The organism is Dapis brunnea BLCC-M229, assembly GCF_050015995.1.
Classification (GTDB): domain Bacteria; phylum Cyanobacteriota; class Cyanobacteriia; order Cyanobacteriales; family Microcoleaceae; genus Trichodesmium.
Genome location: NZ_JBNHEP010000067.1, coordinates 45,625 through 60,008, shown reverse-complemented (window position 1 = coordinate 60,008; position 14,384 = coordinate 45,625). Strand labels below are relative to the sequence as shown.

Genomic DNA, 14,384 nt, shown 5'->3' with positions numbered 1-14,384 from the left:
AAACCCTACTACAAACTATCACTTATCATATCACAACCAAAACCTAGTAGGGACGTTCCATGGAACGTCCCTACTGTGTGTGGTTTACTGAAATAAAAACCGCTGTAAAATCTGTTCCCTAATTTCTGATTTGGAAATTATCCTCAGTAATAGTGGGCGCACCATCAAGGATAGCAAACTGAGTAGACTCACCATCTACATTGTAGAATAGACCTCCAGACTCTTCACTGTAAACAATGAAAGCATTAGAGTCATCTACATCATCATCGTCGGCAACGATTTCAAAATCACTATTAACGCTGAAACCAATTCCAGCAGGACTATCAAGCTCAGTAAAGGTTGAGCGATCTAGAAGAATTCGATCGCCTTGGTTTCCATCTTCATCTGGTCTGAGGTCTGGTTGGAAATTATCGATCGTATCAAGACCAAAATCATCGGAGTCAAATTCTTCATTACTATTGAAGATAAAGAAGTCAATACTTGCACCACCAGTCAAAATATCATCACCAGGACCACCATTTAAGCGATCGCGACCTATACCGCCATTTAGCTCATCATCACCATCACCACCAAATAGGAGATCGTTGCCTAGACGACCTTGAAGTTCATCGTTACCATCCTGACCGAACAAGAAGTCACTACCACGACTACCAATTATTTCATCGTCTCCAAAACTACCTGCTAAGGTATCCGGGCCATTCAAACCGACAATAGTATCGTCTCCAGTGTCACCACTGAGAGCTTCTCCCTGGGGAGTACCTGTAATTAATTGACCTTCGTCACGATCTGTATCTTGAATAACGATTTGAGCTACTTGATTTTCTGCATCAACAACATAACCATCTTCTGGTTGCAACTCAATAGTTGTGGTTTCATCTCCTTCTTCCTCACCATCAAAAATAGTCGTCCAGGTAACAGTTGCTGTAGTTGCCCCTTCATCGATCGTAATTGCCGAACGTCCGAGTTCATCACCAACTGGGTCGAGAGATTCGAGGTTAGAAGCATGGTTTAATTCAGGAGGGAAATTTACATCGCCGAAAGCATTATCAGAATCTGTTTCTGACCAAACTACCCGTAAACCACCTTCTGGAGCAGGTACATTTAAGTTGAAAGTTAAAGAGTATTCATCTCCATTTTCACTAACAGTGTCAGGTTCAACCTCAATACCGACTGTAGGAATAGGAACTCCTATTCCTGATGCTAAGTCTAGAGGTTCGTCTAGATCTATCTGAATAATCTCGTTATTATCAATCTCTGGTGGTCGTCCCATAGAGAAAGGATAGTTATTGTCATTGGCAACCAGAATGGTGTCTTCATCAAGAACTAACACATCCTCAATTGTGAAAAACGGGAAGTCAAAGCTAGTATCGCCATCACCGTTGAGGTCGTTGGGGTCGTCAATATCTAGTAAGTCTACAACTTCCTCTTTGGCAACAAAACCTTCTTCATCAACATTAGAAATGTCAATCTTAAAGATTTTCTTGAATTCGGCTGTATCTGCCATACCACCATCCCTTTCAATAACTAAAAATTCGTTGTCATTGATGGGAGTAAAGTCACCGATCGCATTACCGACTATATCGGTAGGATAGAAACCAATTATATCGGTGAAAGAGCTAGACTCAGGGTCAAATTCATAGATCCGGAGGGCATTATTTGGATCGCCGACAACTGCATCCTCTAATAAAGGATAGAAAGTTTCGCGATCGGGACTGAATGCTAGACCTTCATAACCACGGGAAGTCCGTATATTTGGTTCATCAATAAATTGTTCTACAACTATACTACCTGTAGCAGGGAAGTCAGTAAAGAAACCATCTGCACCAATTTCGATGAGTTGTTCAAACTCTTCTCCAGGAGTTTGAGGCGTACCATCGGGGTTGAGGGTAAGGAAACGCTCTTCATCACGCAAAGTGTAGGGGTGAACCTGTAAACCTGCATCATGTGCCCAATCTATTAGTGGTAATACTTCCCCAGTTAATTGAGTGGTAATTTCCGCGTTACCGTCACCGTCACCATCAACGGGTGTATCTATATTATCCCGAAGCAGGAAACTATTTTTCCAAGGTCCTAAACCGTCAGCGTAGGCACCGATTAGTTCGATTACTTCCTGGTTTGCTAGGTCGGCGTAGGTAGGAACACTAGAGAAGTCGATTAGGTCGGCTAGGTTGCCGTAGATAGCACGAGTATTAGCCGTTTCAAGGAGAGGTTGTAGCCTTTCAGGATTAAAGGAAATATCAGCCTGAGTTTCTCCCACCGGCTCAATTCCACTAACTTTAACTACCATATCGTCAAAGTCTTGATTGGAATTAGCAAAGGGCAACTCCTCAGCGGCAATGATGAATTCGTTTTCAACTTCGGAATAAATAGCAAACTGAGGATCGCTCTCTGGATTCAGAGTATTGTTAGTCGAAAAGGTGTAGCTTTCGGCTCCTAATCCGGTAGGATCGCCAATGGGTAAGCTGTTTACTAGCCCAAAGTGAACTTGCTGGCTAAAGTTATTGGCAACTTCATCACCATTAATGGCAACTACACCTGCCTCGCTAATAGTAACTTCGATAGATTTAGGTGCGCTGTCTGGACCAGCAAATAGAACGACGGTGTTATCGGGATTGGTGGCATCCTGTAGAATAAATTGGTTAGTATCTTGGAGGTTGCCAAACTGATCGAGTATGTCTTGAGGAGCTCCAGGTCCGGGATTTTTCTCAGCTAGAAGGGTTACGGTAAAAGCACTACCAGTGAAGGTGGCATAGTTGACCTGATCTACGATAGCATCAAGAGCGCTGGGTTCAAACTGCTGGGAATTAGCAACGAAGTCGAAAGGTACTGAGAACCCTCCGCCACCTTCGTTGATGAAGTCATCTTCAATATCACCGAATAACTGCACTAGCTTTAGGTCTTCCAGACCTTGAGCAGGTAATATTTCGTTGCGCAGCTCAAGTAGGTTTTCAATTTCAAAGGATTGAATGAAAATGCGATTTGGGTTAGTGAAACCTGTATCTTGCAGAGTTTGAATTAGAGGTTCTTCTAAGGATAAACCCTGCTCATCGAAGAAAGTCGGGTGTTTGGTTTCTGGATAGATACCAACCTCAAACCCAAATTCTTCCATTTCTTGTACCAACTCGATAACTTCTTGGAAGGTGGGAATTTCAAATTCACCGTTGAAAGATTGGTCGCGGAAGTCACGAGATTGAACGGCACGCAGTTGTTTGATTTCTGCTAGGGTAAAGTCTTCAGCAAAGTAAGCAGTAGTTTCTACACCATCAAGTAACTTAGTGCTTTGGCGTTCTGGACCGAATACTTCAGCAACGTTAGTGGTATCATCAAGGATAGGTTCGTGTCGGGCAATGAGAACACCATCTGAAGTAATTACCAGGTCTGGTTCAACGAAGTCCGCACCTTGAACAATAGCTAAACGATAAGCTTCTAAAGTATGCTCTGGGAAGTCCCCTGATGCTCCACGGTGTCCGATAACTATTGGTGCGCTACCGTCGAGAGTATTGAAATTATTGAGGTTAGGGTTTTGGGGCGCTCGTACTTCCTCGGCAACAATAGCATCCCGAACGGGAACTCCTGTGCGTGCGAAGTCGGTAAAGAAACCATCTGCACCAATATCTATTAGTTGTTCAAATTCTTCCTCTGGAGTTTGAGGTGTTCCTGTTCCTAAAACTTCAAAGGAAATACTACCCTCAGCAACATAAGCTCCTCCTGTTGGAATAAGTAACCCTGTATCTGGATCTGTTATAAAACGGACTGCAGATTCTTCTGATAGAGGGAAACCAAATCCTACAAAACCAGTAGTATCAACTTCAGTTTCAGTTGGAGCGACTGTACCACTTCCTTCAATAATTCCCAAATCGTTATCATTCAAGAATTCTTCGGATATAAACACACTGTTGAAGCTACCTGAGTCTGAACCACCAACTATTACAAACTCACCTGTTTCCTCATTCTCTTCTAACAAAAAGTTGTCAATAAAGAAACCTGCTTCTTCACCTGCTAACTCAGGTTTACCTATTTCTTCTGCAAATTCGGGAGCAATAAAGAAGGGAATAACTGGTGTAGTAACTCTTCCTGTATCTGGGTCTAATACTATATCCGCTGGAGTGAATGTAAAATCAAAGAATGGTTCTACATTATTACCTTGTTCATCAATTCGACTTGGATCGATACGACTATAAAGAGTAGCATTTCCACCAGGACGTTCTATACCTATTAAGGCGCTGACAATTAATTGCGGGTTATCAAATTCCTCAGCATCATTAGGGTTGAGAGTTAGAAAACGCTCTTCATCTCGCAAAGTGTAGGGGTGAACCTGTAAACCAGCATCGTGAGCATCATCAATAAAGGAAGTAATTTCTCCTGTCAACTGGTCATCAATTTCTGCTTCTCCATCTCCATTTGCATCCACTGGAGTATCAATAGACTCGCGCAACAGAATGTTATTTTTCCAAGGTCCTGCACCTTCTGCATACAAGTCGCCGATCGCTTCTAGAAATTCTGCACTGTCGAGGTCTGCATAAACTGTATTTTCAGAGAGAGGAACTTCTACTGTATCTAGAAATTCTTGACCGTAAATATCTACTAAGTTGTTACCTCGCTCCACATTAAAGCGGATATCGTATGGGAAGGAAAAGCCATTGTCCGGGTTAGCTCCTTCAGTGGTATTTCCATATAATTGAACTAGAGGAATATTGCTGAGACCCGCATCATCCAATTGTCCTTGTAAGTCAATTAAGTTGGCAAACTCAAAGGATTGGATGAAAATTCGATCTGGGTCGGTGAAACCTGTATTTTGTAGGGCATGAATTAGGGGTTCTTCTAAAGATAAATCTTGTTCGTCAAAGAATGTAGGGTGTTTGGTTTCTGGATAGATACCAACTTCAACGCCTGTTTCTGCTTCTACTCTTTGAACGAGTTCGATGACTTCTTCTAATGTCGGAATCTCGAATAGTCCGTCAAAACCAGGGTTGCGGAAGTCGCGAGATTGAACGGCGCGGAGTTGTTTGATTTCTTCAAGAGTAAAGTCTTCAGCAAAGTAAGCAGTAACTTCTTCACCGTCAAGAATTTTCGTAGTCTGGCGACCTGGGAATACTTCGGCAACATTGGTGGTATCATCCAGCATTGGTTCGTGGCGTGCAATGAGAACACCGTCAGATGTTGTCACCAAGTCTGGTTCAATAAAATCAGCACCCGCAGCGATCGCCGCTTCATAAGCTTCTAAGGTATGTTCGGGTAAGTCTCCACTTGCACCTCTGTGGGCAATAACTAGAGGATCTTGGCCGTTAAGGGTGTGGAGTTCGATGGGGTTTGGTGTGGCAATAGGAGCTTCTAGTAAAGTTCCCGTACTATCGAAGTGTAAAATATAAGGTCCAAACTCGTCTCCGATCCAAATATCTCCATCATTATCTATAACAAATGACTCTATATCGAAGTCTGCACCAGTTAAGAGGCGATCGCTTGTATCTTCATTGACAATATCAAAAGGTATTAGATTATTTGGATCTGCTAGTTGAATAAAATCTTGAACCTCAACACTAGCATCGCCATCTTCTGCTCCAGCAAAGTCGGGGTCAAGCTGATATAGTCTGAGTAAATAGTCGGCACTATTTCCTTGAGACCCGAAACCGTTGTCAGACAAAAACCAAAAAATGCTGCCATCTTCGCTATCGGGAGCAAATTGAACGCCACTAAAACCCTGGACTGGTTGACTATCAAATGGTGTTTCTCTATTCTGACTTTCAATAAAGTTTCCTGACGGGGGACCATCTGCAAATGTATCTGCTGGTAATACGGCAAATCCTACTAACTCCGGCATTTAATTCTCCTCTCACCTTGTAAATTTACAATTTGTTAAGAATTCCCCAGACATCATATTAGGTGAATGTTAAGTCAATATTTACAAAAGGTTAAGAAAAAATTTAGTTTAGGTTAAATAAATCCCAAAAATAGTTCACTCCATAGGAAATATGCAAAATTAGACCTTTCAATAATTAACAATTTTCATGTCGGCGAGAGCCGAAACAATTAATAATTAGCTCTCCTGAAAAAGAAGATAATTGACTAAAAATATTTTTTTTTCTTTTTGTACTGATAATTTTGAGAAACTACGTTTTTATATTTTAACCTGTTCCCATAAATCAATAAGTATTAAAAACAACAATATTGTCTGAAGTATTTGATATTTTGATTCAACAAATTATTGTCTAGGTTATATAGAAATATTAAATAGGTTGCCATAAATTAACTAATTGCTAAAATAAAATTAAACAATCATAAATTATCACCAGAAAATCAGGTCTCAAGCCTCTCCTTTAAAGGGGATAAAAAAATAAAATTTAGTATTTCAAGTCTCCTACTTCAGTAGGAGGTACTGTTAACTGTTAACGCAGTTCCTTCGCAGGAGGCTAACAGATAACTGAAATGACCATATAGACTTGCATATAATGTCTCTACTTCCATACATATTAGTAGTTGGCTATTAGTTTATTGGTAAAGTAAGACTATCGATCAAAGCTATTTACAGCAGTTTCGGAGTTAGTGAGGTACAACATTTTATCACTTTAATAAATAGGGAATAGAGATTAGTCTTCGACTGTACCTCACCATCCGCGCAAAGTTCTGTAATTCTGCCATATTTATCCCGATTTCATGGTAAATTACTCTACTTTATCAATATAAAAACTACTATACATCCTAAGATAACTCCAATATAATTCCTATATTTCGCAGTATTTTAGAAAATTTAATAATCACTAATAAGCTAAAAAAAATAAATATAAACATTATCAGTGTGTATAGAAAAATGATAAAAATACAAAAAAAGCGTAAATCTTGGCAAGAAAATATTTACTATATTTTTGAATATTCCGACCAAAGAAATTTGTTAAGCTTACTAGATGATTTGGTGATTACTATTTTCACGAGCATTAGTGTGAGTGCATTTATTTTAGAAACATCTCCCAGATTTTCAGAACATTATCCTGAACAGTTAAAATTAGTCGAAATAGTTGTAACTGGATTTTTTACTTTAGAATATTTGATCAGAATCTGGATATGTACGGTTAATCCTAAATATAATCATCCAATTTATGGTAGATTAAAATATCTAATTACACCCTTGGCATTGATAGACCTTGTAGCTATTTTGCCGTTTTATCTACAAGTATTATTTCCTAGTTTAGAATTTATAGAATTCACTCTGTTGCTGCGTTTATTTCGCTTATTTAAAATCAGCAGATATTCAGAATCACTGCGGACTATTCTTAAAGTTATAGTTTCAAAAAAAGAAGAACTAATAGCTACATTACTGATAGTAATTTTTGTCTTAGTTTTTGTCTCAAGTCTCATGTTTATAGCGGAAAGTGAAGCACAACCAGAAAAATTTTCTAGTATTTTAGAGACTATGTGGTGGGGAGTAGTAACTTTAACAACTGTGGGTTATGGAGATGTTTATCCTATGACTCATTTAGGTAAATTATTGAGTGCTGCAGTTGCTTTTTTAGGTATTGGAATTTTTGGTCTACCAGCAGGTATAATTGCATCTGGTTTTGCTGAAGAAGTTCAAAAAAGACGGGTAAAAAAAATAGTTCATCCAGTAGGAAAAGATATTAAGGTAAGTTCGGAAACTACAGTTGCGCCACACCCAGACTTTAGACATCATCATTATACAAAACAAGAACAACTAAAGGCGATCGCTCACTATATTGATGAGTCATCGGAGATTATGAAATTTTGCATAGAAACAGCAAAGAAAAAGTATGGAAATTATTTTCAAAATGAGGAAATTATCAAAGATTTTGCCATGCTTCTTTATCAGGAGACAACCCGGAAATTTCACCGTTAGTAAAAGCAGCTAAGTAAGAGGGAATAATTTATTAATTGATAATGGATAATGAATAATGGATAATGGATAATTACCTCAAGGAAAACCGTAAGGGAATTGAATATAAGGAAATCACAATTTCTTTTCTTGGTCGATTGGATATAGGGTTGTGCGAAGCGCTAAACGACTACTTTTTTTCCTTAAAAAGAAGGGAATAGCGGTGCGACCCCGGGGGGTGCGACAGACGCATTTGGTAGCGCACCAAGAGAGAAAAAAAGAAAAGCAACTGTACCTCAGTAACTTGAGAAAAAGTATATAACCCATTTGAGATATATCTAAAGATAGGGAAGGAAGTAGGGATCATTTTTCTACCTTTTTCCCCTATTGTATTTCTGAATCTCCTGACTTCTGACTTCTGACTCCTAACTCCTGACTCCTATGCCAAAAGCATATAGCTTTGCAAAGATACCAAATGGATTCTATATGATTGAGCAATAAAATCTATAATTTTTCTATTGTTTTCTTACTTCTTCTTTCTTCCTTCTATTATATAGATAGATATCTCCAGAAAATAAATTTGCTCTTTATTTAACATAAGCAAGAGAAGTAAAAGTCACTTCACTTTCATTTTTCGTAACTTTTTCCTAAAAATTTCTTTCCTGTTGCCTTATGGAGCAGATAAGCTGTTGCCTACTATGCGGAAAAATTCTATATCTTTTTCACGCCTATTATCTAATAATTAATAGGTAAACCATAGTATTCAAGAGTTGAACTATCCTGGATAATATTTTGAGTAGAAGTATCTACTTGAATTTGACCAGACTGCAAAATTAAAGCACGTTCAGTTACTTTACTAACCCAGTTTAAATCATGGGAAGCAATTAAAATAATTTGCACTGGTAATTGTAGGATAATTTCAACTAAATTACGTCGCCATAATGGGTCGAGGCCATTAGTAGGTTCATCTAATATTAAAATTTCTGGTTTTAATGCTAAAACTGCTGCTAAAGCTGCCAATCTTTTTTGACCTCCTGAAAGTTCATAAACAGAACGATTTGCATATTTTTCTAAACCAAATTTTATTAACAATTTCTCCGCAATTTCTGTAGCAGTTTCTGGCGATAAACCATAGTTAAGCGGACCAAAAGTTATATCCTCTAAAATAGTAGGCATAAATAATTGGTCATCAGGATTTTGGAAACAAAAACCTATCTGACTGCGCACTTGGGATAAAGTTTTTTGTTGTAGGAGAATTCCTTGAATCCAAATTTCACCAGATAAAGGTTTTTTCAAGCCTACTAAAGTTTCCATAAAAGTGCTTTTACCTGTACCTGTAGGTCCTAACAAAGCAACTCTTTCTCCTGGTTTAATTTTTAATGAAAGACCGCGTAAAACAGGTTCCTTTTGGGAATATTGAAATAATAAATCTTTGACATAGACTCCAGTTTGTGATTTGTCCTCTTGCATTTGATAAATAACTAATTAGGGTTTGCTTATGGAAAGTCTTTTGGTAAGGGTAGGAGACAGGAGACAGGAGACACGAGACTGGAGAAATGGAGATTATAGAGGAGGTAGTCGTAAAAATTGTCCCAAGATTTTTCTGCCATAATCATCCCAAAATACTAGCATGCATGAGCTTTTTGGACCGAAACAGGCGCACTTTTTTCGACCAAAAAAGGCTCAAAGCAATATCTGTCAGTGCTTTGATATTTAATCAGCAAGCCCTAATTATTAACACAGGAATAGGAATTTTATTAACTACTGATAAATATTAAGTAGCAGGTTTAGGAAATATTATAGCGGTTCTCATTTTAATCAGGTACAGTATTTTTTTCTATTCCCTATTTCCTCTCCCTATTTCCTCAAATAAAAAATTTGTATTTCACCAATTTGAACAAAGAATTTTACAAATAATCATAGTGATTGAAAGACTTTCGATGAGTTGTCTGTTTGACTATCTTTGGCTAAAAATCAAGCTTTACCCTAAAATTTATTAGAGGCTATTCTTCGCTGTAAGTAGCCAATCAGACGGAGACCCTATCTGTACAGTCAATTCATAAATTTTCCCTACTAATTTATAGCAAAAATCTAACTATTCGTACTAAATATTTCAGGACTTACGCACACCAAAACCAGAAACCAGGTTTTTTCCTAAATGTCTATTGTTAAAATCAACTATTTCTTGTAGTAACAGGTTTTCTTTCCGTAAGTCCTATATTTATCGGAATCTTATTATACCATTTTTCAAAAGTAATTATATACATCAATCTCTGTACCAACCATTTGTAGAGGCAAAGGAATATTCATTGCTTGATTGAATCGATATAGCGTTTCTCAAATTAGTGAGGTACAGTTGTTTTTCTTCTTTATCTATTCCTACTGAACGAGAATTACTACTCCCTACTCCCTATTCCCTTTCCCCCGTTCCCTGTTCCCAGTTAAGTGTTCCCTGTTCCCTAAAACCAAAGAATTTTGTACCTCACGAATATGGGAATTGCTATATTACTTAATTCCTCATTAATATTGAGGTAAGGAATCAACTCTCAGTTTTTTGATAATTAAGCAAGGATTTGTTTAAGAATACTTATATTAACTTAAGAGCTACTTATTTATGCTATAAATTGTCTGAAATATATCAATAATAAATTTGATTAAAAGACTTTACAGAAGATGTCCCTTTAACAGAAAAGATAATTTCCGACCTAAAAAATGGTATTGAAGCCATTAATTATTACTCGGTCGAACTGACTTCCCCTCCCAGGAGGGGTTAGGGGTGGGTTGACTCCTAATAAACAGTCTAGTGATTTGTAGCAAACATTTATAAAATTGGTATTACATATTGAGAATTCAAGATTTGCCTATCCCAAGCATTTAATAACTTTCAAAATCTAACCAAAAAAAATAATTCTGCAATAAAAATAATTCTGCAATAATCAAACTAACAGAAATTATCAGAGATAGAAATAGATATATTAAATCCGATCCAAATTGAATACCATTTCTAGAAGCAGAAAATATGAGATGATTTTCGTTATTGAATATATTGCCATAACCACGCAATAACATTGCTTGATAAACTCGCTCTGCTTGTTGATAGCTTCGTACTAAAAGACTACCAGTAAGAGCAGCATAAACTGATAAATTTCTCCAACTAATTTTACTCGTTTGAAAACCTCGTAATTTAGTAGCTTTCAGCATCATGTTAAGTTTGTGAGATAGTTCAAAAATATAACGATAAGATAACATCAACATATCGGTAATAATCGGAGAGATTCCTAACCTTCTCATTCCTTTGACAGTTGTTAAAAATGAACTTGTACCGAATAAAATTAAACCAGTAGTCATAATAGCAAAAAAACGACTAACAATTAATATAACTGCCAGACAACCTTCTTGACGAATTGTCAAAAATCCAAATTGCCAAATAATTGTTTGACCAGATAGAAAAGGTAAAAAAATAATTACTCCTAACAAAAAAAATCCTGGATAACGTAACCGACTTGCTAAAAATGATAAAGGCAGTTTTGAAATTCCATAAAGCATCAAAGTTACTAAGAGCATCAATGGAATTAAATACCAACTATTAACTGTAGCGAAGGCAAACATTAATGCGATTAAACCAATAAGTTTATATCTCACATCCCATCTATGTATTGGGGAGTTTAAATTAGCATATTCATCTAGAGCAAACTTCATGACTATACCAGTCCTTCAAGTAATGATTAGGTTTTAGGTGATAGGTAGTGTGGCAATCATATTTCAGTTGTAAGATTTTAGTGGTAATTAGGAGTAAACCCACCTCTAACTCCTCCCAGGAGGAGAAGTCAGTCGGACCGATTCAGAATATAAAAGAATTTTGATTGCTCTTAATTCTTCTTAAATATCTATCAAAATTATTCCTGATTGCTATATGGGTTTATAAGTGGATGGTTTTAACAAATACGAGGTCGATTAATGTTGGCTAAAAATACTAAATTATTGATTATAACCTACTTCAATCTTCAAACCCTATTCAAGAAGGTAAAAGTTTTGGCATAACTCGATGCAAAAAACTGACAACCATTGCAGTTAAAATTCCTTCTATTCCCATCAAAGGAATATGAGCAATCATTAATCCATAAATTGCTGTTTGTTCTAATGAATTATCAAATCCAGAGGGAAGATTTGTAATAATTAAACTAAAAAATATTAAACTAGAAACCCCTATAGCAGTAGCTCCAGCAATAAAGCCAAAAATTCTCATCGATAAATTTTCCCTAATTCCTTTTCCCAAAATATGACGTAATTGAAATATCTGATAAGCGAAAATTGCTGGTATCCCCATAATTAAAGCATTAATTCCTAAAGTAGTTAAACCACCATGTCCAAACATTATTCCCTGGAAAAATAAACCAATCAATATCGCTGGAAAAGCATAATAACCTAACACAGTTCCTAACAGTCCATTTAGCACCAAATGAACACTAGCTGGTGGAATAGGAATATGAATACTAGAAGCAACAAAAAAGGCTGCCGTTAATAAAGAAGCTTTAGGAATACTGGCTTGAGGATTTGGTAGACGATTAATTTGGCGTAGAGAATACCAGGTAATTAAAGAAGTAAACCCATAGCCACCAATACAAACTTGAGCTGGCAGAATGCCTTCTGAAATATGCATTATGAAAATTTAAAATTAGAGTTATAAAGGTTGAATATTCAGAGAAAAATTACCGAATTATTGGTACTGGGAAACAAGTAATTATTTTTGCAGCTTACCTCCTAAGACCTAAGCATTCAGGTAGCTCCCCTTTAGCTTTTCCTGCTCAATGCTAGGTAAACAATTTTTCCTTAGTAATAATCCTGCACTAAGTAATTAATGAAAAAGATTAGCAAAGAATGATTTGAGAGTAACTTTTAATTGTTCCTCAATCTTTCAACTCTAATTCTTCCTTCAAAAAGAATAAGTTAATAGTTGATAGCTGTTAGCGCAGCTCCTCTGTTAGCGCAGCTCCTCCGCAGGAGGCAAGAGGCTAGCTGACCGCTGAATGCTTACCCTAAGACTGAAAAAGATTTAGCAACTAATATATTTGCATATTTTAGGACTACCAAATTATCAAATAGGATTGGGTCGCACAACCCCGCTTTTTAAGGACAAATATTTTGGGAGGGTTGCTCACCCATCCCCGTTACAAAAATAACTTCTCTACATTGTCAATCCGACGGCTCTTCTATCTTGCTTCTGACTTCGTTAATTTAATGCTCCTCTTGTGGTTGGTTTTGAGTTTTAAACCGCCAGAAGAATAAACCAGTTCCGAGAAAACCCCAGACAATACAACCTATCATTAATCCTTTTTGCAGTGGGTTATAATCATTAGAGGTACTTGCTAAATAATAGTTACTGTTGCTGATTTTTTTATTGTCAGAATTGTGAGACTTGTCTACTTGAAAAGGAATACTAACTAGCTCACCATGACCAGCTTGACGCACCTTAATTTCCCAATATCCAGACTGAGAAGAATCAGGGGAAAAAATAAAATTTCCCTCCTCATCAGTTGTGCCTTTTAACCAAGGTTTATTAGGAGTATTAGGAGCATAAACTGTGACTGGAGCATTAGCTAAAGGACTACCAGTATCATAAACAGCATTAATCTTAATTGCTGGAGTAATTTGATGTTTAATTTTAACTCCATGAGCGCTCGTTTTTCCCTGTAAACTCAGTGCAGATAAAAATATTAAAGGAATAACGAATTGCCATTTCATCTCTTACCTCTATTATAGTCTAATTATTAGATAATGTTAATTTGGAGTCAAACGTAAAATTTAAGTATTAAACCGAAATTTGCTGGATACAATTTCCATTAATGTGTTCGTGAAAACCTCCCTTGGGGATAATGTTAGCTTCGATAATGCTTAAAAAGTTTGGTACTGGAGTAGGTTTTTCTACTTGACAAAAAAGTTAATGTTCCTCTCCTGACCACTTGAGACTAGCTAATCTCCCACAGGGTCATGACTTTAAAAGCTTAGTCCACTTCGGCACTTGATATGATAGGCGCGTAGTTAGTGAACAGAATTACTCCAATTCACTCCGATACTCACTTCAGCAATTTTGCCATTTTTTATTGTGAAATGATTTCTTGTGAAATGGGATTTATTTTATAGAAAATCCTGAATTGCTAAAATCAACTTATTCGACTTGTATTTTTGATTTGTAATTTTTACAAGAAAAATTCCCTTGCTCCGTTCCTTTTGAAGTCAGAAGGCGCGAAGTTAGAAGCCAGATAGGGGAGCTGTCGGATTGGTGACGTACAGAAGTTAAAGAAAGCAGCACGGACTATATTTGAGAATGTCCGTACCAGTAATTGCGACTGCTTTATCTTTTACGCAATAGTTAAATTAATTATCAAGTTGCAATAGAGCGTTTCCCTGGGCGACATGAAACCCGTAGCGATGCGTAGCACGATCGCCACCAGGGGACTTTATCTAAAATCTAAAAACTATTACGCAATAGTTAAATTAATTATCAACTTGCAATAGAGCGTTTCCCTGGGCGACATGAAACCCGTAGCGATGCGTAGCACGA

6 protein-coding genes are annotated in these 14,384 nt (G+C 37.0%); 1 reads left to right on the top strand and 5 read right to left on the bottom strand.

All coding sequences use genetic code 11. The features are described from left to right. Positions 1 to 118: 118 nt before the first annotated feature. Positions 119 to 5,818: a glycerophosphodiester phosphodiesterase family protein gene (locus tag ACP6PM_RS08015; protein WP_426583462.1), complete on the bottom strand. Its 5,700-nt coding sequence runs from the start codon at positions 5,816 to 5,818 to the stop codon at positions 119 to 121. A gap of 987 nt (positions 5,819 to 6,805) precedes the next feature. On the opposite strand from ACP6PM_RS08015, the gene ACP6PM_RS08010 reads away from it, so the two are divergent. Next, positions 6,806 to 7,846: an ion transporter gene (locus tag ACP6PM_RS08010; RefSeq protein WP_426583460.1), complete on the top strand. Its 1,041-nt coding sequence runs from the start codon at positions 6,806 to 6,808 to the stop codon at positions 7,844 to 7,846. Positions 7,847 to 8,557: 711 nt separating this feature from the next. On the opposite strand, the gene ACP6PM_RS08005 is transcribed toward ACP6PM_RS08010, so the two are convergent. The 4 genes from ACP6PM_RS08005 to ACP6PM_RS07990 form a co-directional block, all read right to left on the bottom strand. Beyond that, positions 8,558 to 9,292, bottom strand: a complete 735-nt coding sequence (locus ACP6PM_RS08005; protein WP_426583458.1) for an energy-coupling factor ABC transporter ATP-binding protein — start codon at positions 9,290 to 9,292, stop codon at positions 8,558 to 8,560. A gap of 1,404 nt (positions 9,293 to 10,696) precedes the next feature. Beyond that, positions 10,697 to 11,521: a cobalt ECF transporter T component CbiQ gene (gene cbiQ, locus ACP6PM_RS08000; RefSeq protein WP_426583456.1), complete on the bottom strand. Its 825-nt coding sequence runs from the start codon at positions 11,519 to 11,521 to the stop codon at positions 10,697 to 10,699. A 316-nt stretch (positions 11,522 to 11,837) separates the two neighbouring features. Continuing rightward, a complete protein-coding gene (gene cbiM, locus ACP6PM_RS07995; protein ID WP_426583455.1) occupies positions 11,838 to 12,482 on the bottom strand; it encodes a cobalt transporter CbiM in 645 nt (214 codons plus the stop codon). A gap of 575 nt (positions 12,483 to 13,057) precedes the next feature. After that, positions 13,058 to 13,564, bottom strand: a complete 507-nt coding sequence (locus tag ACP6PM_RS07990) for a carboxypeptidase regulatory-like domain-containing protein (RefSeq protein WP_426583453.1) — start codon at positions 13,562 to 13,564, stop codon at positions 13,058 to 13,060. Positions 13,565 to 14,384: the final 820 nt, after the last annotated feature.